Below are 24,342 nucleotides of genomic sequence, written 5' to 3' on the forward strand. Positions count from 1 at the left end.
TGAAACAGCGCCCCCACTCACGTACCGGCCCACATAGCAGGCGAAAAGCCGTCAGATCTGCGTGACGTCCAGATCGCCCGCTGCGTACTGCCTGCGCAGCACCTTCTTGTCGAACTTTCCGACGCTCGTCTTCGGCACCGCCTCGATCACCGTCCAGCGTTCGGGGAGCTGCCACTTGGCGATCCTGCCCTCCTCGGCGAGGAAGGTGCGCAGGGTGTTGAAGTCGGCGGTGGCGCCCTCCTTGAGGACGACGGTGGCGAGCGGGCGTTCGCCCCACTTCTCGTCGGGGACGGCGACGACGGCGGCCTCAGCGACGTCGGGGTGGGACATGAGCGCGTTCTCCAGCTCCACCGACGAGATCCACTCCCCTCCCGACTTGATGACGTCCTTGGCGCGGTCGGTGAGGGTCAGGAAGCCGTCGGGGCTGATCGTGCCGACATCACCCGTCTTGAGCCAGCCGTCCTCGCTGAACTTGTCGGCGGGGCGCAGGACTTCGGTAGTGCTGTGGCCGCCGTAGTACGCGCCCGCGATCCATGGACCGCGTACCTCCAGCTCGCCCGCGGACTCGCCGTCCCAGGGCAGCCGCTCGCCGCCGGGGCCGGTCAGCCGGGCCTCGACGCTCGCGGGGAAACGGCCCTGCGTGAGGCGGTACGTGAACTCCTCGTCCGTACCGACCACATGGGCCGGCGGCCGGGCGATCGTGCCGAGCGGGGAGGTCTCCGTCATGCCCCAGGCGTGGCAGACGCGCATGCCCAGCTCGTCGAAGGCCTTCATGAGGGAGGGTGGACAGGCGGAGCCGCCGATGGTGACCTGCGTCAGCGAACTCACGTCCCGTGGCTTGGCCTTGAGCTCCCCGAGCAGCCCCTGCCAGATGGTGGGGACGGCGGCGGCGTGCGTCGGCTTCTCGCTCTCAATCATCTCGGCGAGCGGGCCCGGCTGGAGAAAACGGTCCGGCATCAGCATGTTCACACCGGTCATGAACGTCGCGTGCGGCACCCCCCAGGCGTTCACATGAAACTGCGGGACCACGACGAGGGACGTGTCCTGGTCGGTGAGGCCCATGGACTGCGCCATGTTGATCTGCATGGAGTGCAGATAGACGGAACGGTGGGAGAAGACGACCCCCTTGGGGTCACCCGTCGTCCCGGAGGTGTAGCACATGGCCGCGCCCTGGCGTTCATCCAGCTCCGGCCAGTCGTACGTCTCCGGCTTGCCGTCGATCAGCTCCTCGTACTCGTGCACCTGGACCGACGCCCCGTCCAGCAGCGAACGGTCGCCGGGACCCGAGACGATCACATGCTCGACCGACTTCAGATGCGGCAGCAACGGCGCCAGCAGCGGCAACAACGAACCGTTGGCGATCACCACGCGGTCGGCGGCGTGGTTCACGATCCAGGCCAGCTGCTCCGGGGGCAACCGGAGGTTGAGCGTGTGCAGCACCGCGCCCATGGAGGGGATCGCGAAGTACGCCTCGACGTGCTCGGCGTTGTTCCACATCAAGGTGCCCGTCGGCTGTCCCTCTTCGACTCCGAGCTCCCGCAGGGTGTGCGCCAGCCGGGCGGCCCGCGCCCCGATCTGGGCGAAGGACCGCCGCTGCGGCTCCCCCTCGCCGGTCCACGTGATCACCTGCGATGAACCGTGGATGGTCGACCCGTGGGTCAGGATCCTCGAGATCAGCAGCGGTACGTCCTGCATCGTGCTCTGCACGGCGTCCTCCTGAGGCGACATTGCCTGCGCGGTGGCGTTAAGGGTTGGGGCTGATTGTGCGCACATACCGCGCGGTATGTCACTAGTACAGGGATGATCGATCACGTTGCTGTGCAGGGCTTCCGTGGCAAGACCTGGCTTTGTGAGGCGGCCGAGCACCATGCAGTCCGTGCGACCTTTGAGGACGAGGCCGCCAGGCCGATACGGGGGCTGGGGGCGGAGCCCCGGCAACGGCGCCGCACTGGTCAGCGAACGGGTCCCAGCTCCGGGTCCTCACGCAACTTGCCGAGCGCACGCGACACCGCCGACTTGACCGTGCCGACCGAGACGCCGAGCACCTCCGCCGTCTGGACCTCGCTCAGGTCCTCGTAGTACCGCAGGACGACCATCGCCCGCTGCCGCGCCGGCAACCTCATGATCGCGCGCCACATCGCATCGTGAAGCGCCTGCTGCTCCGCCGGATCCCCGGCCGGCGGAGCCTGGGGCTCCGGCAGCTCGTCGCACGCGAACTCGTCGACCTTCCGCTTCCGCCACTGCGACGTCCGCGTGTTCAGCAACGCCCGGCGGACGTAACCGTCGAGCGCCCGGTGGTCCTCGATTCGCTCCCACGCGACATACGTCTTCGCCAGCGCGGTCTGCAACAGATCCTCGGCGTCGCTGGGGTTCGCGGTCAGCGAGCGCGCGGTACGCAGCAGCACGGGCTGGCGGGCCTTCACGTACGACGCGAACGACGGGTACGCGAGGGTCTGGGCCCTTGGCGTAGCGGCGTTCGAAGCGCTGGTGCAGACGGGTGTGGTCATGGCTCCACGCTAGGATCGCCCCCTACTCGAGCGGATCGGCCGGAGGTCCTGAAGCCTTGTCCGCCTCAGGTTGTAGGAGGAGAGCTACCTCCACCTCCTGGAGGTGGACGCAACGGCCCGTACCCCTGAGGGTTCACCCCTGAGAGACCGCTCCCAGAGGAGTAGTACGGGGCGCCGCGCGGTTCCGGAGGAGTACGGATGGGCTCCGGGGTGGGCTGTGGGGAGTAGCACCACACAGCCCGCTCCGTGTTCAGCGTCTCTGATTGACTTAGTGATCCCCAGTGTTGCTCAGGGATGTGAGCCAATCGTCTTCGTGCCCTGGTGCTGGCCGGTGGGAACCGTCAGCCCTCGTGGCACGTCCCTCCGGACGCTGGCCAGTGAGGTCTCGCGACTTCGCCGGGGAGGGTGCCCGACGTCGCCTGGGCGCCGGGCGTGCACATGACACTCTGCCACAGGATAACTACGGATCGCTAATCCGACTGGTGAGCCTCCGTCATCCCCCCAGGATCAACCCCGATGTGGGGACCCCCGTACCCGCCGTGACCAGTACCCGGCGGGCGTCGGGTATCTGGTTCACGGACGTCCCGCGCAGCTGCCGTACCGCCTCCGCCACGCCGTTCATCCCGTGCAGGTACGCCTCCCCGAGCTGTCCCCCGTGTGTGTTCAGTGGCAGCCGCTCCTCGGCGACGAAGTCCGCCGCCTCGCCCGGCTTGCAGAACCCGAACTCCTCCAGCTGCATCAGCACGAACGGGGTGAAGTGGTCGTACAGAATCCCCACATCCATCTCGGCCGCCGTCAGCCCGGACGTACGCCACAACTGCCGCGCCACCACCCCCATCTCCGGCAGGCCTGTCAGATCGTCCCGGTAGAAGCTGGTCATCTGCTCCTGTCTCCGGCCGGCGCCCTGGGCCGCCGCCGTGATCACCGCGGGCGGCTGCGGCAGGTCTCGCGCCCGCTCCACGGAGGTGACGACCAGGGCCTGGCCGCCGTCGGTCTCCTGGCAGCAGTCCAGCAACCGCAGCGGCTCGACGATCCAGCGCGAGGCGGCATGGTCGGCGAGCGTGATCGGTCTGCCGTGGAAGTACGCCGCCGGATTGGTCGCCGCATACTTCCTGTCCACGACCGCGACCTGCCCGAACGCCTCTGACGTCAGCCCATACGTGTACAGGTAGCGCTGCGCCGCCATCGCCACCCAGGAGGCGGGCGTGAGCAGCCCGAACGGCAGGCCCCAGCCGAGCGCCGCGCCCTCGGCCGACGGCTCCCGCCGCTGCACCCCGGACCCGAATCTCCGCCCCGACCGTTCATTGAACGCCCGGTAGCAGACCACGACTTCAGCCACTCCCGTCGCCACCGCGAGTGCGGCCTGCTGAACGGTCGCGCAGGCCGCCCCGCCGCCGTAGTGGATCCGCGAGAAGAAGGACAGCTCCCCCATACCGGCCGCCTGGGCGACCGTGATCTCCGGGCTGGTGTCCATCGTGAACGTCACCATCCCGTCCACATCGGCCGCCGTGAGCCCGGCGTCGTCGAGCGCGGCCCGCACCGCCTCCACCGCCAGCCGCAGCTCACTGCGCCCCGAGTCCTTGGAGAACTCGGTGGCCCCGATCCCCACGACTGCCGCTCGTCCGCCGAGCGTGTCCCTCGTCCGTACGCTCATGACCGGCCCGCCCCGTCGGCGCCGCCCGGGACCGTCACGGTCACTGTCCCCGTGACGTGCTTGCCGATGCCGTTGGCCCCGACCACCCTCACGGTGACCGTCTCGCCCGCGGCACCATCACCCTCGACCTCCGCGACCTCCGCGACCGTGCCGGTCAACACCATCGTGTCGCCGGGGTAGTTGGGCACCCCCAGTCTGATCGCCACTCTGCTCAGGACGGCCGTGGGACCGAAATGGTCCGTGATGTAGCGGCCGACCAGACCATTGGTCGTCAGGATGTTCATGAAGATGTCCGGCGAGCCCTTCTGCCGTGCGAGCTCCGCGTCGTGGTGCACGTCCTGGTAGTCGCGCGACGCGATGGCCCCGGCGACGATGAGCGTGCGGGTGATCTCGATCTCCAGCGGCGGCAGCGCATCGCCGACACGCACCACCTGTCCGACACCGGCGCTCATGCCTCCCCCGCCCCCTCTCCCTCGCCCTCTCCGTGCACGATCAACTCCCCCAGCTCCTGGAGCACTTCGCTCCCGCATCCCAGATACGCGTCCAGCTGCCGCCCCCACAGAAAGTGCCGGTGCACGGGATGGTCGAGGTCGGCCCCCATGCCGCCGTGCAGATGCTGGCCCGTGTGCACAACGCGCTGCCCCGCCTCCGAGGCCCACCACGCGGCGGTCAGCGCATGACTGGCGTACTCCAGCCCCTCGTCACGTCGCCAGGCCGCCTCGTACGCCGTGACCCGTATCGCCTCCGTGTCCATGTACGCGTCCGCTGCCCGGAGTTGAACCCCTTGCTTGGCCGCGAGCGGCCGTCCGAACTGCTCGCGGGTGTTGGTGTGCTCCACCGCCCGGGCCAGCGAACCCGCGCACACCCCGGCCTGCAGCCCCGCGAAGGCGGTACGCGCGGTGGCAAGCACGTCGTCGTACGCACGGCTCTCGTGCGCCCCGTTCCCGTACGCCCCACCACCGCTCGCCCCGTCCCGGCGCCCTCCGCTCCCGTAAGCCCCCACGCTTCCCGCCCCGTCGCCGAGCCGCTCCGCCGGCGTGCCGTCCAGCGTCAGCCGCCCCGCCGACCAGGGCGCCGTCAGCTCGACGGGCTCACACTCGGCCTCACCCGTCCGCACCAGCCACAGTCGGCGCACATCGTCCGCGACCAGGACATGCGTGGCGTCGCGGAGCCACGGCACCACGGCGACCGTGCCGCTCAACTCGCCGGGCCCTTCCTCCCGTACGGCCGCTCCGCGCAGCGCCCCGCTCACCACCACCGTCCCGTCCCCGATGCCCGGCAGCAGCCGCTCCCGCTGCTCCGCCGAACCATGCGCCGACACCGCCAACAGCCCGTACACACAGCTCGCCGCGAACGGCACCTGGGCTGTCGTCCGCCCCTGTTCCTCCAGCAGGAGTACCAGCCCGAGGAGCCTTATGTCCTCGACGGCGGCCACGAGCCCGGCCTCGCACAGCGCCTTCCACAGTTCGGCATCACTGCCTGTCCCGGCGGCGGCGAGCCGCTCGTGCGTGGACAGGTCGCCGAAGATCCGCGCGGCCAGCTCACGGGCCGCCGTCTGCTCCTCCGTAGGTGTGAAGTCCATGTCAGCCCCCGCTCCCCTCGACCGGCGCGACGGCCGCGACGGCACGGAAGACCGGCAGCTCCAACTCCTCGTCCGTCCACTCGAATTCGAGCCGTACCGGCATCCCGATCCGCACCTCTTCGTGCGGCACCCCCACCACGTTGCTGATCATCCGCACACCCTCGGCCAGCTCGATCAGTCCGACCGCATGGGGAGGATCGAAGGCCGGGAAGGGCGGGTGGTGCATCACGACGTACGAGTACACGGTGCCCTCGCCGCTCGCCTCGACCGTGTCCCACTCCAGTGACCCGCATGCGTTGCACCCCGGCAGCCAGGGAAAACGCAGGGTCTTGCATCCGTCGCAGCGCTGGATCAGCAGTCGGTGCCGGGCCACGCCCTCCCAGAACCCGGCGTTGTCACGGTTGACGACAGGACGGGGACGCCGGGGCCGTGACACCGTCGAGGCCTCCGAAGCCGCCGCCCCGGTCGCCGGTGCCGCATCCTCCGGAGTCCTCGGTTTCCGGACCGCGGGCGCGTACTTGAAGATCCGGAACCGATGCGTCCCCGCCGGCTGACCCCCTGCCCGTACATCCATGCGCGTAGTGACGAAATACCCCGTGCCCAGCTTGGTCGTCTTGCGCGCGGAGACCGACTCGATCACCGAGTCGAAGGTGATCTCGTCCCCCGGCCGCAGCGGTCGCAGATACTCCTGCTCGCAGTCGGTGGCGACCACGGAGGTGTACCCGGCGCCGTCGAGCAGCCCGTGCAGTTCGTCGTACACCTTCGACCGCCCCGTATGCCCGGAATGACCAGACAGGCCTCCCATGGTCCACGCCTGGAGCATGGTCGGCGGAGCTATGGCATCCGGCCCCGCATACGCCGGATTCCTGTCTCCCATCGCCTCGCACCAGTGCCGGATCATCGACTCGTTGACCGGGTCCTTCCCCACTCCCGCGACCGCTGCCGCCCGCCCCTCGTACGCCTTCAGCCGTGCGTCGAGGTCCCCGCCGGACCCCTCGCTCACCGCCGCCCCCTCGTCATCCCGAGCCGCATCGTCGCCACGATCTCCCGCTGCACCTCGCTCACCCCGCCCCCGAACGTGTTGATCTGCGCCGCCCTGTTCATCCGCTCCAGCTCGCCGCCTTCGAACACACCCGGCGAACCCGAGCGGATCAGCCCGTCCGCTCCCACAATTTCCTGACACATTCGATACACCGCGACCGTCGATTCGGTTCCCGCGAATTTCACGCCGCTCGCATCGCCGGGCGCCAGCCGGCCAGCCCCGACATCCCCCACCAAACGCCAGTTGAGCAGGCGTGATGCCGCCAGCCGGGCATGCGCCTCGGCCAGTCTCGACCGCACCCACGGCTCGTCAACCCTGCGCCGCCCGGTCACCGGATCGGGCGTACGGGCCGCGGTCAGCGCGGCGGCGTAGAAGTCCTCGGCCTGCATGCCGATCGCCGCGAGCGCGACCCGCTCGTGGTTGAGCTGGTTGGTGATGAGCCCCCAGCCGCCGTTCTCCTCGCCGACGAGATTGCCCGCCGGAACGCGGATCCCGTCGTAGTACGTGGCCGTCGTGGTCAGCCCGCCCACCGTCTCGATCGGCGTCCATGAGAACCCGGGGGCGTCGGCGGGCACGAGCAGGATCGAGATGCCCTTGTGCTTGGGCGCGTCCGGGTCGGTGCGGCAGGCGAGCCAGATCCAGTCGGCGTTCTGCGCGTTGGAGGTGAAGACCTTCTGTCCGTCGACGAGCCAGTCCCCGCCGTCGCGCACGGCGCGCGTCCGCAGCGAGGCGAGGTCGGTCCCGGCCGACGGCTCCGAGTACCCGATCGCGAACACGACGTCCCCGCGCAGAATCCGCGGCAGGAAGAAGTCCTTCTGCTCCTCGGTCCCGTACTTCATCAGCGTCGGCCCGACCGTGTTCAGCGTGACCATGGAGACGGGGGCGCCCGCCCGGTAGGCCTCGTCGAAGAACACGAACTGCTCGTCGGCGCCGCGCCCTTGACCCCCGTACGCCACCGGCCAGCCCAGTCCCAGCCAGCCGTCGGCACCGATGCGCCGAAGAAGTGCCCGCTGCCGACCCGAATCGGCGGCGCGCGGCGGCCCGTCAGGCATCAGGTCCCGGAAGTACGTACGGAGTTCGGCGCGCAGCCGTCGCTGGCGCTCGGTGGGGGCGAGGTGCACGACGACGGCCCTCCCGGACCTCGTACGAACAAGGGTTTCTGACTGTCCGTCAGATACCGGTGACTGTCAAGGTCGGAGACCGCCTCCCCTTCCTTTTTTCGAACACCTGTACGAACATGGGTTCATGGCCACCATAGACCGGCAGGCCACCACGCTGGCCCTTGCACACGCGCTGTCAGCCGCCGAACGCGGACTGGCCGTCATCCCGCTGTCCCGAACCAAGCTCCCGGCACTGCGCTCCCCGCACCGCGACGACCCGACGGCGCCGCCCTGCCACGGGGAGTGCGGGCGCTTCGGACACGGTGTGTACGACGCCTCGACCGAACCCGAACGCATTCGCGAGCTCTTCGCCGCCGCCCCCTGGGCCACCGGCTACGGCATCGCCTGCGGTCTTGAGCCACACCACCTCATCGGCATCGACCTCGACACCAAATCGGGCACCGACTCCTCGGCAGCGCTGCGCGAACTCGCCCTGCGCCACCTGTTCACGATCCCGGAGACGGTCGTCGTCCTGACTCCCAGCGGCGGCCGCCACCTGTGGCTGTCCGGCCCACCCGACGTCGTCGTCCCCAACTCAGCGGGCCGCCTCGCCCCCGGCATCGACATCCGCGGCGCCGGCGGCTACCTCGTCGGCCCCGGCTCGCGCACCGCGCACGGCGTCTACAGCACGGCTCCGGGCACCTCCCACCTGGCGCCCGCACTCTGCCCACGCGCCCTCCTGCGCCTACTCACGCCCCCGCCCCGGACACACCACCCCACGCCGTCCTCAGCGGGCGGGCACGGCCAGGGCCTGGTCCAGTTCGTCGCCGCCGCCCACGAGGGCCAACGCAACACCCGCCTCTTCTGGGCGGCCTGCCGAGCGTACGAGAACGGGATCGGCGACGAGCTCGTCGAACCGCTGGTGGACGCGGCGGTCCAGGTGGGCCTTTCGGAGCGGGAGGCACGGTCGACGGTGGGGTCGGCCCGACGGCTGGTGGGCGGCCGACGGGAGTGAGGGAGGGCCGGGCTCCCGACGCAGAAGGGGCGCCTCTCAGTGAGAGGCACCCCTTCTGGCCTGCAAGCGGTGGGTGTGGGATTTGAACCCACGGTGACATCGCTGCCACGACGGTTTTCAAGACCGTTCCCTTAGGCCGCTCGGGCAACCCACCCCGCGCCGATCGGAGACCGGCGCGGGATCAAGACTAACGGGTCAGCTCTCGTGGCGGGTCAGCTGTCGCCCTCCCGCTCGCCGAGGGTGACCTCGGTCGTGTTGGTCTTGCCGTCGCGGGTGTATGTGAGTGTGACCGTGTCGCCGGGCTGGTGGGTCCAGATCTCGCCGATGAGGGCGGGGCCGCTGTCGATCGCCGTGTCGTCGATCTTCGTGATGACATCGCCCGGCTGGAGACCGGCCTTGTCGGCGGGGCCGCCCTCCTCGACCGCGTCCGCGCCGCCCGCGCCCTCCTCGGTGATCCTCGCGCCGCCGGTGCCCTCCTCGAGGGAGACCGAGGCGCCGATCACCGGGTAGACCGGCTTGCCGGTCCTGATCAGCTGCTGGGCGACGTTCTTCGCCTGGTTGATCGGGATCGCGAAGCCCAGGCCGATGGAGCCGGACTGGCCGGTGCCGCCCAGGCCGTTGCTCGCGGACTGGATGGCCGAGTTGATGCCGATCACCGAGCCGTTCGCGTCCAGCAGCGGACCGCCGGAGTTGCCCGGGTTGATCGAGGCGTCGGTCTGCAGAGCGCTCATGTACGAGGCCTTGCCGCTGGAGCTGCCGTCGCTGGAGGCCACCGGGCGGTTCTTGGCGCTGATGATGCCCGTGGTCACCGTGTTGGACAGACCGAAGGGCGCGCCGATCGCGATCGTCGAATCGCCGACGGCCACCTTCTCGGAGTCGCCGAGCGGCAGCGGCTTCAGATCCGCGGGCGCGTCGTCGAGCTTGATGACCGCGACGTCGTAGCCCTGTGCGTTGCCGACCACCTCGGCGTCGTACTTCTTGCCGTTGGGGAAGGTCGCGGAGAGCTTGCCGCCGTCGACCGCCTCCGCCACCACGTGGTTGTTGGTGAGGATGTGGCCCTGCTTGTCGAAGACGAAGCCGGTGCCCGTGCCGCCCTCGCCGCTGCCGCTCTCCGCCTCGATGGTGACGGTGCTGGGCAGCGCCTCGTTGGCGATCGCCGCGACCGTGCCCGCGTCGCGCTTGAGGTCACCGCCGCTCTGCGAGGCGGACACCGTCGTCGAGCCCGTGGAGGTGTCGTTGCGGTCGGCCGCCCAGTAGCCTATGCCGCCGCCCACGCCGCCCGCGACGAGCGCGGCCACCAGGACTGCGGCGATCAGGCCGCCGCGACCGCCGCCGGACTTGGGCGCCGGCTGCTGGTACGTGGATCCCCAGCCGGCTCCCGAGCCGCCGTTCGCGTACGCAGGCGTGGCCGGCGGAGGCGGAGGGGGCCAGGCGCCCGCCTCCGGACCGGGGGCGGCGCTTGTGCCGTCGGGCGCCCCGGAGGGCACCGGAGGCAGCACGGCCGTCGGCTCGCCCTCCTGGGATTCCGGATGGGGTCCCGTCCGCGGCGGAACCCCGTGCTCCGGGTGCGTGGAAGCAGCGGGAGCGTCCACCGGCACAGGAGGTGCAGACGGGGCGGGGGGTACCGCATTGCCCTCGTTGGTGCCCTCGTTCTCGGTGCTCACAGCTCTTCCTCTCGATCCACTGCTGCTGTTTCCGGTCGCGCTCGGTCTCGCTCACTCATACGTGCTCTTACGTGTTCGTGATCCGGCGCGATTCAGCTGTGCATGTACTTCTTTGTATGCCGTCAGCTTTTCCCACGGGACGTCAGGGCGCCATAAGCGGTGCCTGTGGGTCCGCGACCTTACCTGTGCGTCTGTGGGCCACGACCTTCCTTTATATAGGACCAGTCCGACATAACCATCGCAGCTTCTGGGCACCGCCCTTAAGCGCGTACCCACGCGCGTGGGCACCATGACGCAGCCACGCGCGCGCGGGTGGCACCATGACGCGGTGACCCACGCACGACAGCACCTGATTCAGGTGGTCGCCCATCGCGGCGCCTCCGAAGAGGCCCCGGAGCACACCCTGGCCGCGTACGAGAAGGCCATCGAGGACGGGGCGGACGCCCTGGAGTGCGATGTACGGCTGACCGCGGACGGCCATCTCGTCTGTGTCCACGACCGCCGCGTCAACCGCACCTCCAACGGCCGCGGTGCCGTCTCCGCCCTAGAGCTCGCCGACCTCGCCACCCTGGACTTCGGCTCCTGGAAGAACCGCGACGAGGCGCCCGACTGGGAGCAGCAACGGCCGCCGTCCTGGGAACAGCAGTCCGTCCTGACGCTCGAGCGCCTCCTTGAGCTCGTCGCCGATGCCGGCCGCCCCGTGGAGCTGGCCATCGAGACGAAGCACCCCACGCGCTGGGCGGGCCAGGTCGAGGAGCGCCTGCTGCACCTCCTGAAGCGCTTCGGCCTGGACGTCCCGGCCTCCGCCGCCGAGTCGCCCGTACGCGTCATGAGCTTCTCGGCACGCTCGCTGCACCGCGTGCGGGCGGCCTCTCCGACGCTGCCGACGGTCTATCTCCTCCAGTTCCTCTCGCCCCGGCTGCGCGACGGACGGCTGCCCGTGGGTGTCCGGATCGCGGGCCCGTCCATGCGGATCGTGCGCAACCACCCGCTGTACATCGAGCGCCTGAAGCGGGCCGGTCATCAAGTTCACGTATGGACCGTGAACGAACCCGAGGACGTCGGTCTCTGCGTCGAGCTGGGTGTCGACGCCATCATCACCAACCGCCCGCGCGCGGTGCTGCGCCAGCTGGGCCGCTGACCTGCGAGGTCCCGAGACCTCGGCCAGACCGTCGAAATCCGGCCACCCGATTACGGGGAGTGCTCCGGCGCGTTCGGTCCGTGTTCGACGGTTACGAGTGCGTCACTGCATGTGCATCGGCCGGTTTCCGGTCCAGTCCAGGGGGGCATCCACACCGTGGCGTGGGGCGAAGGAGGTCTCGGGGGTGGCGTTGGTGGTGGCACAGGAGGTGCCCACGTCGTCGAGCATGGCCGTACCCCATGGCCCTGCGGGCGTGGGGGAAGCAAGACAGCGGATGCGCGATCAGTTGCGCACCGGTGGCGTGGCGGAAGCGGTCATCGACGATGCCGTACTGATCCTTTCCGAACTGCTGAGCAACGCGTGCCGGCACGGCCGACCGCTGGGCGACGCGCTGGCGGGGGACGGCGATGTCCTTGCCGCATGGCGGGTTGACCCAGGCGGACGGCTGACCGTCGAGGTGACGGACGGCGGTGGTCCGACCCGCCCGGTTCCGGCCACGCCCTCGGTTACCGCGCGCGGCGGCCGTGGGCTGAACATCATCACCGCGCTGGCCGACGACTGGGGCGTCAGGGACGACGTCCAGGGCGAGGTCACGGTGTGGGTGGTCGTCCAGAAGAACGGCCACACGGAGCACCGGCGCGACGACTTCGCCACGCGCATCACGGCTCCGCCGGTGTCCGCGATACCCGACCTGGACTTCGGCGATTCCTTCGACGACTTGGACTGAAGCACGGGCTGGACTGAAGCGCCGGTTCCGGGACGACTCGGCAGGTTGTCCACAGGGTCCCGTCGGTCCTCGTACGAGCGGCTAGGCTCGCGCCCGTACGAGACAAGCCGTAACCGGGAGAAACCCACGATGGCCAAGAAGCGATCCCAGACGAAGGCCAGGCAGCCGCGGCAGCAGGACGGCGACATCCCGGTGGTGGGAGCCCGCGAGCCCTGCCCCTGCGGCAGTGGCCGCCGCTACAAGGCGTGTCACGGCCGGAGCGCGTCGCATGCCGTAACCGAGCTGGTGCAGCGCCCATTCGAGGGACTGCCGGGCGAGTGCGACTGGGTCGCGCTGCGCGAGCTGGTGCCTGCGGCCACGGTCGAGCTGACGCTCAAGGAGCCCCTCCCGGAGGGCGTTCCTTCGGTCACGCTCGCCACCGTCCTGCCGATGGCGTGGCCCGCGCTGCGCCGCGACGACGGCTCCGTGATGATCGGCCTCCAGAACGACGCCTCTTCCGGCGACATCAGCCGCGACCTGGCCGACACCCTGCAGCGAGCGCTGACCGCCGATCCCGGCACTCCCGTCCAGGGCCGGCGTGCCCCGGGTGGGGGCACCTCCCGGTCGAGCGGATTCGAGACTGGGGGAGGGCCGCGGCTGCAGGATCTCCTCGACCCCAAGGGCGCGTTCGAGCCCGTGGTGCACTCGGGCTTCGAGTTCTGGGTCCCGGACTCGGAGAACGCGACTCCGGACGTGACCGCGTCCCTGGAGCGCGCCAACGCCGCCGCCATCCCGACTGTGAAACTGTCGGGCGTCGACGCCGCGTACTGGTGCGAGACGCCGGACAAGAACCACCTGCGCTGGGTCATGCCGCACGCCGAGGAGCAGCTGCTGGACGCGCTCGCGCGGCTGCACGCGGCCGGCCGGTCGAGCCTCGGAGAAGGCACCCGTCTCGTGGGCTCCTTCCGTGCGCACGGCCTCACGGTTCCGGTCTGGGATCTGCCGACCGGTGTCAGTGCGGAGGACATCGAGAAGCCGGCCGCCGAGTTCGCCGAGCGGCTCGCCGCCGCACTGGCCACCGACGCACCGCTCACCGCGGACGAGCGCCGGGCGCGCGGCGGGCTCACCAACCGCCAGGTGACGCTCAGTTGACACCCGGTCGACATCCCGTCCTTGGCTGACCGACCGGTCAGCCACCTGGCGGAATCACCGAACTGGTGACTCCCGTCACAACTCCCCGTCGTGGCAGGAGAATCGGTGTCCGAATAGCCGAGATCGAATTTGCGAACCGCCGATCTCTTGTTACCGTTCCAATAGCCCGGTTGCTGGTGCATCCCCCGTCGCCAGCAACCGGGTCTTTGCGTTTCCGGATCCCTGCCCGCCCTCGGCGCGCATTCCAACACGCCCTCCTCGCAGGTGAGTTGACCCCCTACGCAGCTCAGTCGCTCCCCGAGCGCAGCAGCAGAGGCCCCTGGGCGCCCGCCGCGAATTCCACGACCGCCGTGTACGCCCGCGCGTCCCCCTTCGTGCGCTCCCGAGGCGTCTCGCACGCCCCTGGCTCGTCGTCCGCGCCCACCGCGCAGTGCATCCGGACGGTACGGCCGCCGGGCGCCATAAGGGTCAGTACGGCGGCGAGGCCGTCGCCGGTCGCGTTGCGGTAGTACGTGCGCACCCAGGTGTCCCGCCCCTGGGTCAGCACGCAGGTCTGTGCCTCGATGCCGTCGGGGGAGGCGAGTTCGGGTCCGCAGTGGGCGGTGCCGGCGAGATCCCGGCCGAGCAACAGCGGACTCCTGACCGGGCCGGGCCGCGATGCGGCCGCCTTGTCGTCGACGCGTCCGGATGTACGTACGACCGCGGGACTCTCGTCGCCCACCGGCTCTGCGGAGGCCACGGTCAGCGGCAGCGCGGCCACGAGCGCCACAACACCCGTCAGCGCCGGCAGACGAACTCTTCGGGAGCCCAGGGCTCGCCCCCCGGAGAAACGCGGCATGAAAGGGACGACAACGACCAAGAAGGGACGTTCGGTTCGCCGTGCGCCTGATTCCCCTACAACTCGGGTGCGCTCACACCCGGACGAGTGAGGGCCTCCACCACGGCGTCCACGACGGCCTCCACATCGGGCACCCAGGGTGCGGCCGAGCCGGGCAGCGGCGCCCGCTCCCAGCGGATCTGGCCCTGTCCGGTCTCGGACGGGGGCAGCGCGAGATAGCCGCCCTCGCCATGGAAGCGCAGCGAGCCGGGCACGAAGTCCTTGGCGTACAGCAGCTCACCCAACTGCTCGAAGGAGTACGGCTTCACGAGCAGCGCCCAACGCGTGTAGGAGGCGACCACCGGACCGAGGCGCATACCCATGTGGTCGAGCGCCCCGAGCGCGCGGGAGGCGGCGAGCGCCGGCAGGCTCACCGCGCACGGGGCCTGGCCGCCGGTGGCGAGGACGATCGGCGCCGTGGGGCGGTTCGTCCACCACCAGCGCACCATGCGCTCGTCGGTGGTCGCCGCGAGGAGACCGGGGTCGAAGGGGTGAGCACCTGGAACCGTGCACTCCGGATCGGGGCACCCGCAGCCGACCCGCCCCTGCGGGTCCGGCGCGACACCGGGCAGTACGGGCCACTGCCATGCGGTCGCGAATGTCAGGGCCGCGCTGAGCATCTCAGGCCTTCCATTGTTTCGCCTGGAAAGGAGCCTGCGTCGCCTTCCGAGGATCTCGCGCATGAGCGCTCGTTCCTTTCCGTTGCACGCCTGGCAACACCGAGGACCACATCACATCATGTGTCGATCACTTCACTGTGCGTACCTACTGGCGCATCACACCCCTACCCAGGACAAGGGGAACCCCTATGGGCCGAGCACTGGCTGCGTCCGCGTCCATACTGCGCCTATCAACAGCATGGGCATGGCGTGGGGGTGGCGGCGCCTGGCGATTACTGTCCCGCGTATTGCTTGCCGCCTCCGCCACGGGAGGATGGGGCACGGTCGTCGGTGGTTAAGACGCCCGGGTCCGTCGCCAGGTTCCGGGACGAGCCCAACCACCCCTGGCCTTCACCGAGTACGTACCCATCACGACCGCTGTGACGCTCCGTCGAACAAGGCCAGTCGACCGCAATACACCGTAACCCGAGGCAGTTTTAAGCCAACTTTGCCTTTTTCAACTTTCCCATGGACACCAGGAATCTCAGCAGGACAATGCTGGACATCCCCTGACGAGTACGTGTACATGTGGAGACACTGCTAGCGGCGCAGAATGACATGGGGGTTTGCGATGCTTTTGAGCAATACGCACCGGTCGGAAAGCCGGGCGCCATGAACGCCCCGCACCTTCCGAAAGTGGCTGGAATCGATTCAACGGTTCCGGGCCCCACACACACTGTCGCGCCCGCGCCTGCCGCCTCGGGTACCTCTTCGGCCCCTGCTCCAAACCCCCCGGGAGCCGTTCTCCAGGACCGTCTCGCCGGCTGGGTGTCCGATCTCACGACGCTGCACGAACTGACCGAGCGGATGGTCCGCACGGCGTGCCTGAGTGACGCACTTCATGAACTTCTGCGCGCGGGAGCCGCCCTTGTGGGTGCCCGGCGCGGTCTCGTCGTCATGGAGCCGGGCGACGGCCTCGGCCCGGACACCACCATCGGCCTGGGCCTCGCCCGCGCCGATCTCGGTCACATCGAGACGGTTCCGCGCCGCTGCATGTCGTACGGAAAGATCCTGGACGGACTGCCCGGCGGCGAGGGAGAGATCACACAGCCCGATCTGTTCTCCGAGGACGGACTCGACCCGCGTCACCGCGAGGTGGCCGCCCGGCTCGGCTATGCCGCGAGCTACGCGCTCCCGCTGTCCACCGAGACGGCAGGCCGCCTTGGCGCCGCCGTCTGGCTGTACGACGAGCCCGCCGAGCCGGTCGAGCGGCAGCGGCACCTCGTCGGCCTGTACACGCGGTACGCGGCCGAGCACCTGGCCCGGCTGGTCGAACTGGAACGCACGCGCGCGTGCATGACGACGATCACCGAGGAGCTGCTGCCCTCGCGGCTGCCCCGGGTCTTCGGCGTCCAGCTCGCCGCCCGGCATCGCACCGGTCCGCGCGGCGGCGGCGACTGGTACGACGCGCTGCCCCTGCCGGACGCCGCGCTCGGTCTCGCGGTCGGGTCCGTCACGGGGTCGGGGCCCAGCGCGGTGGCCGCCATGGGACGGCTGAGGGCGTCCCTGCGGGCGTACGCCGTAATGGAGGGCGAGGACCCCGTCGCCGTCCTGTCCGACCTGGAACTGCTGCTCAGGCTGACCGAGCCCGCCCGCAGCGCCACCGCCCTCTTCGCGTACTGCGAGCCCGCCTCGCACAAGATCACGATGGCCGGGGCCGGGCACTGCCCGCCGCTGCTGATCGGTGAGCGGCGCACGGAGTTCGTGGAGACGTCGCTGTCCGCGCCGCTGGGCATGCTCGCCTGCTGGGAGGCGCCGAGCGTGGAGTTCCGGGCAGCGCCAGGAGAGACGGTTCTGCTGTACACGGATGGCCTGCTGCAGCGCACCGGCGATCCCATGGACCGGGCCTTCGCGCGACTGCACGCGGCGGCGACGAGCGTGCCCAGGTCGCTGCGTGCGGACCCGGGGGCGCTCGCCGACCATGTGCTGCGGACGGTGCTTCCGGAGGAGCTCGACGCGGCCGACGGCCAGGAGGACGTGGTGCTGCTGGCGGCACGCTTCGAGTGAGTCGCCTGTAAGCCCATAGGCCACGTAAAAGGAATTCCGCTCTCCTGGGCCCCCTTCCGTACGACCGTACGATGGAGGGGGTCCAGTTCCGTATCTAGGAGGATGACCGTGGCCGAAGAGCTCACTCCGGCAGTATCAGATCATGCTGCTGACGCAGCGGGCCCGGACGAAGCCGAGGAGCCGATCAAGCAGCGTAAGAACGGTCTGTACCCCGGCGTGTCCGACGAGCTCGCCGAGAACATGAAGTCCGGCTGGGCCGACACCGAGCTGCACGGCCTGGAGCCCATCCCCCAGGCCGAGTACACCGCCGCCCGCCGCGCCGCGCTCTCCGCGCGTTTCCCGGGCGAGCGGCTGGTCATTCCCGCCGGCAACCTGAAGACCCGCTCGAACGACACGGAGTACCCCTTCCGCGCCTCCGTCGAGTACGCCTACCTCACCGGCAACCTCACCGAGGACGGCGTCCTCGTGCTGGAGCCCAAGGGGGACAGCCACCAGGCGACGATCTACCTGCTGCCGCGCTCCGACCGGGAGAACGGCGAGTTCTGGCTCTCCGGCCACGGCGAGCTGTGGGTCGGCCGCCGCCACTCCCTGGGCGAGGCCGAACAGCTGTACGGCATCCCCGCCGCCGACGTCCGCGAGCTGGCCGACAAGCTGCGCGAGGCGACCGGGCCGGTCCGTGTCGTACGCGGCTACGACGCCGGGATCGAGGCGGCGCTCACCGACAAGGTGACCGCCGAGCGCGACGAGGAGCTGCGGGTCTTCCTCTCCGAGGCCCGGCTGGTCAAGGACGCGTTCGAGACCGACGAGCTGCAGAAGGCCGTCGACTCGACCGTGCGCGGCTTCGAGGACGTCGTACGGGTCCTCGACAAGGCCGAGGCGACCAGCGAGCGCTACATCGAGGGCACCTTCTTCCTGCGCGCGCGGGTCGAGGGCAACGACATCGGTTACGGCTCCATCTGCGCGTCCGGCGCGCACGCCTGCACGCTGCACTGGGTGCGCAACGACGGCCCCGTCCGCTCCGGAGAGCTGCTCCTGCTGGACGCGGGCGTGGAGACCCACACGCTCTACACGGCCGACGTGACGCGCACGCTGCCCATCAACGGCACGTACAGCGCGATCCAGAAGAAGATCTACGACGCCGTGTACGAGGCCCAGGAGGCCGGTATCGCAGCCGTGAAGCCGGGCGCCAAGTACCGCGACTTCCACGACGCCGCGCAGCGTGTGCTGACCGAGAAGCTCGTCGAGTGGGGGCTGGTCGAAGGGCCCGTGGAGCGCGTGCTGGAGCTGGGGCTGCAGCGCCGCTGGACGCTGCACGGCACCGGTCACATGCTCGGCATGGACGTCCACGACTGCGCGGCGGCGCGGACGGAGACGTACGTGGACGGCACGCTGGAGCCGGGCATGTGCCTGACCGTCGAGCCGGGCCTGTACTTCCAGGCGGACGACCTGACCGTGCCTGAGGAGTACCGCGGCATCGGCGTCCGCATCGAGGACGACATCCTGGTCACCGAGGACGGCAACAAGAACCTCTCGGCGGGGCTGCCGCGCCGCTCCGACGAGGTCGAGGCCTGGATGGCGTCCCTGAAGGGCTGAACGTTTGCCGAGTACTGCACGAGTCCTTCACGCGGGGCTGAAATGGCCTCCCTATAAGGGCTGATACGAGAGTGATGGCCGGGTGCCCTTCTGGGTACCCGGCCTTTTGGTGTGCCTAGGGGGGCGGCTTTGGTGGACGACTTCTGGTCCGGCGTCGGTGTTGATCTGCATCTGGAGCCGGACGCGCGGGCAGGGCGACGGGCGGGGCTTGAACGGGCTCTACGGGATGCCGTACGCGACGGGCGGCTCTCTCCGGGTACGCGGCTGCCCGCGACCCGGCGGCTGGCGGCCGAACTGGGCGTCTCGCGAGGGACCGCGAAGGCGGCGTACGACCAGCTGGTGGCCGAGGGATATCTGACGGCACGGCAGGGTTCGGGGACCGAGGTGGCGGCGCTTCCCACGACATCCCTGGACGCGTCCGGGAACGGGGCACGCGCGCGTGCACCCCGTTTTGATCTGCGGCCCGGCAGTCCGGACGTCGGTACGTTCCCGGCGGCGGCCTGGCTGCGAGCCTTGCGGCGGGCCATCGCGGCGGCGCCCTCCAGGGCGTACGAATACGGCGATCCGCGTGGCCGCGTCGAGCTGCGGGCCGCCTTGTCGGGGTATCTGGGGCGGGCGCGCGGGGTGATCGCACCGCCCGAGCGGATCGTGGTCACCTCCGGTTATGTGCAGGGGCTCGCGCTCCTCACGCGCGTGCTGGGCTCCGGGGTGATCGCCATGGAGGACCCGGGGCTGCCCTTCCACCGGGACGTGGTGCGGCACAACGGCGGAACCGTGGCCCCTGTGGGCGTCGACGAACGGGGCGCCCGCGCCGAGGAGTTGGGCGACGCGGCAGCCGTCGTCGTCACACCCGCGCACCAGTACCCGACCGGAGTGACTCTGCACCCGGAGCGGCGGCGGGCGCTCACGGAGTGGGCACGCGCGCGTGGAGGGCTGATCGTCGAGGACGACTACGACGGGGAGTTCCGCTACGACAGGCAGCCTGTGGGTGCACTCCAGGGGATGGCGCCGGGACAGGTCGTCTACCTGGGGACGGCCTCCAAGACACTCGGGCCCGCGCTGCGGCTCGGCTGGATGGTGCTGCCGCCGCACCTGGTCGACTCGGTCGCCGACACCAAGCTGCACAGCGACCATCACACCGAGTCCATCGGCCAGTTGGCCCTCGCGGAGCTGATCACCAGCCACGCGTACGACCGGCACGTACGCGCGTGCCGACTGCGGTACCGGCGGCGGAGGGATCAGTTGCTGGCCCGGCTGGGGCCGCGCCGGAGTGTGCGTGGGATCGCGGCCGGGCTGCACGCCCTGGTGGACGTGGCGGACGAGGGCGCGGTGCTCGCTCGGGCCGCCGAGGAGGGGCTCGCGGTGGGGTGCCTCGGGGAGCACTGGCACGGGGCGCGTGAGGGGCGGCCACAGGGGCTGGTCGTGGGGTACGGGACGCCTCGGGAACGGGTCTATCCGGAGGCGTTGGAGGTGTTGGGGCGGGTGTTGGAGGGCTGAGTCGGGGGCGCGCGGATGCGGGCGGCCTGAGAAGGGGGCACGCGGGCACTGGAGGGCTTAGAAGGAGGCACGCGGGCACTGGAATTGGGGTACGAAATGGCGTGCTGATTGGTTCTTTTGAGGGGTCCAGTGCGTCCATAGCGTCGTCCCCATGACGAACTCGCTTCCCCCGCCCGCGGGCCCGCGGCGCGTCCTGGCCCTCGCCCAGTTGAGCAACTCCGTCGGAGACGGCGCCTTCTACGTCACCTCCGCCCTGTACTTCACCCACGTCGTCGGGCTCGCCCCCGCGCACGTGGGGCTCGGGCTCACTCTCGCGTGGGCGGTCGGGTCGCTGGTGGGCGTGCCGCTGGGGCGGCTCGCGGACCGGCGGGGGCCGCGTGGCACGGCGGTGCTGCTGGCTCTGGCGACCGGCCTCACCGTGGCGTCCTTCCTCGTCGTACGCGGCTTCGTGCCGTTCGTGCTCGCGGCGTGCGGGTATGCGGCGGCGCAGTCGGGGCTCGCGGCGGCCCGGCAGGCGCTGCTGGCCGGGCTGGTGTCCAGGGAGGGGCGGACAGGGCTGCTCGCGCATCTCCAGTCGACGCTCAACGCCGGGCTGGCGGTGGGTGCGGGGGTGGGCGGGCTGGCGCTGCACGCGGGGACCCGGGAGGCCTACCTTGGGGTGTTCGCGCTGGACGCGGTGAGCTTCCTGCTGTGCGCGGCGGTGCTGCTGCGGCTGCCGGCCGTGAAGCCCGTGCACGCGCGCGTGGGTGCCGACCAGGGGCGCGGGCGTGGCGACGACGGGCCTGGAGTGCTGCGCGACCGCCCGTACGCGCTCGTCACGCTGCTCAACACCGTGCTGCTGCTGCGGATGCCACTGCTCAGCCTGGGCATCCCGCTGTGGATCACCGAGCGGACCGACGCCCCGGCCTGGCTGGTCTCCGCACTGTTCGTGCTCAACACCGGTGCGGTGATGCTCTTCCAGGTGCGGATGGCGCGTGGGATGACGGGCCTCGCGTCGGCCACGCGCGCGGTGCGGCGTTCGGGGCTCGTGATGCTGGTGTCGTGCGCGGTGTTCGCTCTGTCGGCCGGGGTCTCGACCTGGGTGGCGGTGGGCGTGCTGGTCGCGGGCGCGGTGCTTCAAGTCGTCGCCGAGATGCAGCAGTCGGCGGGTTCCTGGCAGCTCTCCTTCGATCTCGCCCCGGCCGACCGGGTCGGCGAGTACCAGGGCTTCTTCGGTACGGGCGTGACGGTGGCGCGCACGGCGGGCCCGCTGGTACTGACGGCGCTGCTCGTGGGGTGGGGGACGCCGGGCTGGCTGGTCCTCGGCGGACTGATGCTGGCGGCTTCGTACGGGATGGGGCCCGCGGTGCGGTGGGCGGCCCGCAGCCGGGCCGCCGCTCCCCACAACGAGCAGGTCAGGCAGCCCGTGCCCGTGAACTGACCACCACCGGAAGGGGCCCCTCATGGGGGTCCCCCGCTCGAGCGAAGTCGAGTGAGGGAGAAGCCGAGAGTGGAGGAGAGTCCAGGAACAGGGCGCCCGCGAGCAGCCCGCTGCTTCCGCGAGGGCTCCACACGCGCGCGTGGAAGTCGCCGTCGAAGGCGGCGGGGGGGCCGCCGCGTGATCGTCTTCTTCCTGTGGCTTCCCGTCATGCGGGGAAACCTGGGCAGGGCAGCCGTCAGAGAGCTGATGGGCGGCTGTGAGGACCCTGAGAGTGGGCGTCGGTGTGACGGACGCCGTCGGCAGACGCGCTCCCGGCCTGCTCGGACCGCGTTATGCCGTCAGCGGCGTCGGGTCGTTCTTCCACTTGAGGACCCTGTCGAAGCTGACCACCGCGCCACCTCGGCCCGGCTTGTTGCCGATCCGGACGTGGTCGGCAAGCTCCTCGATCAAGCACAAGCCCCGGCCGTGTTCGGCGTCACTGGGGGCGGGCCGGAGAGGAGCGCGACTGCGTCCGGAGGGAAAGCCGGGGCCGGAATCGGCCACTTCGATCCGGCACTTCTCGCCATCGAGATAGGCGGTGACCCGGAAGGCCTCGGCCGACCGCCCTTCGGGGGATTCGCCTCCGTGCTCGACGGCATTGGCGCAGGCTTCACTCAGGGCGACGGAGAGATCGTACGAAATATCCGGATCCACCCCTGCAGTCTCCATCGTGCCGACAAGGAGACGCCGGGCAAGCGGGACACTCGCGGCTTCGCGCCGGAGATGGAGGGACCACCAGATGCTCATGCTCCACCCTCCTGGCCGCGGCTCGACATACCGTTACGTATTGCCCCAAGGGGCGGACTGTAAGCGCGAGATTGACGTGATACCGCCCATACGGCGGATGTGCCGACGACTGCGATCGGTGTAGATGAGGGCGACTTACACCAGAACGTGATCTTCCGGGCTGTACGGAACCTTGCGGACCTGCCGTATGGAGCGGGTGGGCCCAGTGCGATGATGAGCCCGCAATGAGTGCCCCCCGACTACGTGCACGCACCGGAGGCGATCTCCGGGTTCCGAGGGCCGCGATGTTCGCCGCGGTCTGTGTCGTGCTGGCCGGGACCGGACACGCGGTTGCCTCCTGCGAGGGCATTCCGCTGTGGTCGCTGGGGACCGGATTCCTCGTCGTCTTCGCCGTCGCGGCGCCGCTCGCCGGGCGTGAACGCTCGCTGCCGGGCATCGCCGCGCTACTGGCGGTCGGCCAGACCGTGCTGCACACACTCTTCGGGCTCGGGCAACACGGCACGGCGGCTGAAGTCGGCAGCGTGGACGCCTCGCTCGTGGCGCGGGCCGCGCGGCTCGTGTGCGGCACGTCGGTCGCGGCGATCAGCCCGGCACAGGCCCAGCGGATCCTTGCCAACGCGGGGATCGACCCAGGCACAGGCGCGGGCGCGAGCACCGGCGCGGGGTACTCGGGGCACCACCACGCCGCGGACGCCATCACGGCCGCCGGGGACCCCTCGGTGTCGCTGCTGCCCTCCCTGCCCATGCTGCTCGGCCACGTTCTCGCGGGCATCGCCGCCGGGTGGCTGCTGCGCCACGGGGACATCGCGTTGCGGCGCCTCATGCGGCTGTCGGCGCACGGAGAGGGGCCGGTCCGCGCGCTGCGCCGGGCACTCGCGCTCGTACGGGCCCTGCTGGCGGGGCTTCCGGGTACGCCCGAGGCGGCGCCCTGCGCACCGCGCGCCACGCGGCTCGGGCCGCCCCTCCCGCGTACGACCGTTCTTCAGCACTCGGTGATCAGACGCGGACCGCCGTCGGACGCGGACCTCGTCCTCGCCGCCTGACGCGACGCACCGCCACTCCCAGGGGTGCTGTCATGCGGCACGCGCGCGTGCCCGTCTTTTCGGATGCGCAACCCCGTTCTTTCACCGAACCACTGCTGAAAGTGGAGTGCTCTCTGCCATGAAGGCTTCCCGTATCGCCGCCACCGGTGTCGCCGCCGCCACGGCCGTCCTCGTCCTGTCCGCCCCCGCCTTCGCGCACGTCACCGTGCAGCCGGAGGGCACGGCCGCCAAGGGCGGCTACGCGACGGTCAACTTCAAGGTGCCGAACGAGCGCGACAACGCCTCGACCACCAAGCTCGAAGTGAACTTCCCGACCGAGCACCCGCTCGCCTCGGTCATGCCGGCGCCCGTCGACGGCTGGAAGATCGAGGTCACCAAGTCCAAGCTCGCCAAGCCCGTCGAACTGCACGGCGAGAAGATCGACGAAGCCGTCAGCAAGGTCACCTGGACCGCCGACGGCAAGGGCATCGAACCCGGCTACTTCCAGAAGTTCCCGCTCTCCATCGGTGCGCTGCCCGAGAACACCGACGAGCTGGTGTTCAAGGCGATCCAGACGTACTCCAACAAGGAGGTCGTGCGCTGGATCGAAATCCCGCAGGAGGGCCAGGAGGAGCCTGAGGAGCCGGCGCCGGTGCTCGCACTGTCCGCCGCCGAGGACGGCCACCACGGCTCGGCCTCGTCCGACAGCGCCTCCGGCGACGCCGAAGACGCTCAAGCCGCCTCCAACGAGTCGACCGAGCAGGCCGCCGCCTCTTCCTCCGACACAAGCGACACCACGGCCCGCGTCCTGGGCATCGTGGGCATCGTCGTCGGCGTGGCGGGCGTGGCGTTCGGCGTTCTGGCCGGTCGTCGGCGTACCGACGCCTGAGAACCAAGACACCTCCGGTGCGCGCCCTC

At 70.3% G+C, this 24,342-nt stretch carries 22 protein-coding genes, 1 tRNA gene and 1 pseudogene; 10 read left to right on the forward strand and 14 right to left on the reverse strand.

The genetic code is table 11. From position 1 onward, the window contains the following. Window positions 1–51 precede the first annotated feature (51 nt). The 7 genes from ACYVO6_RS31935 to ACYVO6_RS31965 all read right to left on the reverse strand — a co-directional run bounded on the left by ACYVO6_RS31935 (window position 52) and on the right by ACYVO6_RS31965 (window position 7,906). On the reverse strand, window positions 52–1,728 hold the full coding sequence (locus ACYVO6_RS31935; RefSeq protein WP_461067248.1) for a long-chain fatty acid--CoA ligase: 1,677 nt from the start codon (window positions 1,726–1,728) through the stop codon (window positions 52–54). A 224-nt stretch (window positions 1,729–1,952) separates the two neighbouring features. Then, window positions 1,953–2,507 (reverse strand): SigE family RNA polymerase sigma factor, encoded by a 555-nt coding sequence (locus ACYVO6_RS31940; protein WP_461067250.1) that lies wholly within the window; start codon window positions 2,505–2,507, stop codon window positions 1,953–1,955. A 493-nt stretch (window positions 2,508–3,000) separates the two neighbouring features. After that, the gene (locus ACYVO6_RS31945) at window positions 3,001–4,161 is read right to left on the reverse strand and encodes a lipid-transfer protein (RefSeq protein ID WP_461067252.1); all 1,161 of its coding nucleotides are present in this window, start codon (window positions 4,159–4,161) and stop codon (window positions 3,001–3,003) included. Continuing rightward, the gene (locus ACYVO6_RS31950) at window positions 4,158–4,589 is read right to left on the reverse strand and encodes a MaoC family dehydratase (protein WP_461067422.1); all 432 of its coding nucleotides are present in this window, start codon (window positions 4,587–4,589) and stop codon (window positions 4,158–4,160) included. Before ACYVO6_RS31950 ends, ACYVO6_RS31945 begins: the two co-directional genes overlap by 4 nt. A 20-nt stretch (window positions 4,590–4,609) precedes the next feature. After that, the gene (locus ACYVO6_RS31955) at window positions 4,610–5,743 is read right to left on the reverse strand and encodes an acyl-CoA dehydrogenase family protein (protein ID WP_461067254.1); all 1,134 of its coding nucleotides are present in this window, start codon (window positions 5,741–5,743) and stop codon (window positions 4,610–4,612) included. Window position 5,744: 1 nt separating this feature from the next. After that, window positions 5,745–6,746 (reverse strand): bifunctional MaoC family dehydratase N-terminal/OB-fold nucleic acid binding domain-containing protein, encoded by a 1,002-nt coding sequence (locus ACYVO6_RS31960; protein ID WP_461067256.1) that lies wholly within the window; start codon window positions 6,744–6,746, stop codon window positions 5,745–5,747. Beyond that, complete coding sequence (locus ACYVO6_RS31965) at window positions 6,743–7,906, reverse strand: acyl-CoA dehydrogenase family protein (protein ID WP_461067258.1); 1,164 nt, start codon at window positions 7,904–7,906, stop codon at window positions 6,743–6,745. The genes ACYVO6_RS31960 and ACYVO6_RS31965 overlap by 4 nt, the downstream gene beginning before the upstream one ends. Window positions 7,907–8,030: 124 nt before the next feature. Here ACYVO6_RS31965 and ACYVO6_RS31970 point away from each other — a divergent pair, with 124 nt between their 5' ends. Then, the gene (locus ACYVO6_RS31970) at window positions 8,031–8,900 is read left to right on the forward strand and encodes a bifunctional DNA primase/polymerase (RefSeq protein ID WP_461067260.1); all 870 of its coding nucleotides are present in this window, start codon (window positions 8,031–8,033) and stop codon (window positions 8,898–8,900) included. 67 nt (window positions 8,901–8,967) lie between these two features. On the opposite strand, the gene ACYVO6_RS31975 is transcribed toward ACYVO6_RS31970, so the two are convergent. Together ACYVO6_RS31975 and ACYVO6_RS31980 are read right to left on the reverse strand one after the other, a co-directional pair. Continuing rightward, window positions 8,968–9,054 (reverse strand) — tRNA-Ser (locus ACYVO6_RS31975). Window positions 9,055–9,112: 58 nt separating this feature from the next. Beyond that, complete coding sequence (locus tag ACYVO6_RS31980; protein ID WP_461067262.1) at window positions 9,113–10,564, reverse strand: S1C family serine protease; 1,452 nt, start codon at window positions 10,562–10,564, stop codon at window positions 9,113–9,115. A 328-nt stretch (window positions 10,565–10,892) separates the two neighbouring features. Between ACYVO6_RS31980 and ACYVO6_RS31985 the strand changes: the two genes are divergently transcribed. After that, the gene (locus ACYVO6_RS31985) at window positions 10,893–11,705 is read left to right on the forward strand and encodes a glycerophosphodiester phosphodiesterase (protein WP_461067264.1); all 813 of its coding nucleotides are present in this window, start codon (window positions 10,893–10,895) and stop codon (window positions 11,703–11,705) included. 102 nt (window positions 11,706–11,807) lie between these two features. Here the strand turns inward: ACYVO6_RS31985 and ACYVO6_RS31990 are convergent, their stop codons facing one another. Beyond that, window positions 11,808–11,933, reverse strand: a complete 126-nt coding sequence (locus tag ACYVO6_RS31990) for a hypothetical protein (RefSeq protein WP_268979219.1) — start codon at window positions 11,931–11,933, stop codon at window positions 11,808–11,810. Between ACYVO6_RS31990 and ACYVO6_RS31995 the strand changes: the two genes are divergently transcribed. Both ACYVO6_RS31995 and ACYVO6_RS32000 read left to right on the forward strand, forming a co-directional pair. Next, window positions 11,890–12,432 (forward strand): ATP-binding protein, encoded by a 543-nt coding sequence (locus tag ACYVO6_RS31995; protein ID WP_461067266.1) that lies wholly within the window; start codon window positions 11,890–11,892, stop codon window positions 12,430–12,432. The genes ACYVO6_RS31990 and ACYVO6_RS31995 overlap by 44 nt on opposite strands. 129 nt (window positions 12,433–12,561) lie before the next feature. Then, a complete protein-coding gene (locus tag ACYVO6_RS32000) occupies window positions 12,562–13,563 on the forward strand; it encodes a DUF5926 family protein (RefSeq protein ID WP_461067268.1) in 1,002 nt (333 codons plus the stop codon). Between the two features lie 286 nt (window positions 13,564–13,849). On the opposite strand, the gene ACYVO6_RS32005 is transcribed toward ACYVO6_RS32000, so the two are convergent. Next, window positions 13,850–14,401, reverse strand: coding sequence for a hypothetical protein (locus ACYVO6_RS32005; protein ID WP_461067270.1), 552 nt, complete (start codon window positions 14,399–14,401; stop codon window positions 13,850–13,852). 56 nt (window positions 14,402–14,457) lie between these two features. Continuing rightward, window positions 14,458–15,123: a bifunctional DNA primase/polymerase gene (locus ACYVO6_RS32010; RefSeq protein ID WP_461067272.1), complete on the reverse strand. Its 666-nt coding sequence runs from the start codon at window positions 15,121–15,123 to the stop codon at window positions 14,458–14,460. Window positions 15,124–15,657: 534 nt separating this feature from the next. On the opposite strand from ACYVO6_RS32010, the gene ACYVO6_RS32015 reads away from it, so the two are divergent. The 4 genes from ACYVO6_RS32015 to ACYVO6_RS32030 all read left to right on the forward strand — a co-directional run bounded on the left by ACYVO6_RS32015 (window position 15,658) and on the right by ACYVO6_RS32030 (window position 21,616). Beyond that, on the forward strand, window positions 15,658–17,106 hold the full coding sequence (locus ACYVO6_RS32015; protein ID WP_461067274.1) for a PP2C family protein-serine/threonine phosphatase: 1,449 nt from the start codon (window positions 15,658–15,660) through the stop codon (window positions 17,104–17,106). Between the two features lie 102 nt (window positions 17,107–17,208). Further along, the gene (locus tag ACYVO6_RS32020) at window positions 17,209–18,699 is read left to right on the forward strand and encodes an aminopeptidase P family protein (RefSeq protein ID WP_461067276.1); all 1,491 of its coding nucleotides are present in this window, start codon (window positions 17,209–17,211) and stop codon (window positions 18,697–18,699) included. 132 nt (window positions 18,700–18,831) lie between these two features. After that, window positions 18,832–20,196, forward strand: coding sequence for a MocR-like pyridoxine biosynthesis transcription factor PdxR (gene pdxR / locus ACYVO6_RS32025; protein WP_461067278.1), 1,365 nt, complete (start codon window positions 18,832–18,834; stop codon window positions 20,194–20,196). Window positions 20,197–20,347: 151 nt separating this feature from the next. Next, a complete protein-coding gene (locus tag ACYVO6_RS32030; protein WP_461067280.1) occupies window positions 20,348–21,616 on the forward strand; it encodes an MFS transporter in 1,269 nt (422 codons plus the stop codon). Here ACYVO6_RS32030 and ACYVO6_RS32035 read toward each other — a convergent pair. Together ACYVO6_RS32035 and ACYVO6_RS32040 are read right to left on the reverse strand one after the other, a co-directional pair. Continuing rightward, window positions 21,591–21,776, reverse strand: a pseudogene (locus ACYVO6_RS32035) (triphosphoribosyl-dephospho-CoA synthase); the annotation flags it as partial. The gene ACYVO6_RS32030 and the pseudogene ACYVO6_RS32035 sit on opposite strands and share 26 nt — an antisense overlap. Before the next feature lie 170 nt (window positions 21,777–21,946). After that, window positions 21,947–22,402: an ATP-binding protein gene (locus ACYVO6_RS32040; protein WP_461067282.1), complete on the reverse strand. Its 456-nt coding sequence runs from the start codon at window positions 22,400–22,402 to the stop codon at window positions 21,947–21,949. 224 nt (window positions 22,403–22,626) lie between these two features. On the opposite strand from ACYVO6_RS32040, the gene ACYVO6_RS32045 reads away from it, so the two are divergent. Continuing rightward, window positions 22,627–23,445 carry a hypothetical protein gene (locus ACYVO6_RS32045; RefSeq protein WP_461067284.1) on the forward strand — a complete coding sequence of 273 codons (819 nt, stop codon included), beginning with the start codon at window positions 22,627–22,629 and terminating at the stop codon, window positions 23,443–23,445. Window positions 23,446–23,563: 118 nt separating this feature from the next. Beyond that, window positions 23,564–24,313, forward strand: a complete 750-nt coding sequence (locus ACYVO6_RS32050) for a YcnI family copper-binding membrane protein (protein ID WP_461067286.1) — start codon at window positions 23,564–23,566, stop codon at window positions 24,311–24,313. Window positions 24,314–24,342: the final 29 nt, after the last annotated feature.

This window comes from Streptomyces pseudoechinosporeus, from assembly GCF_054783935.1.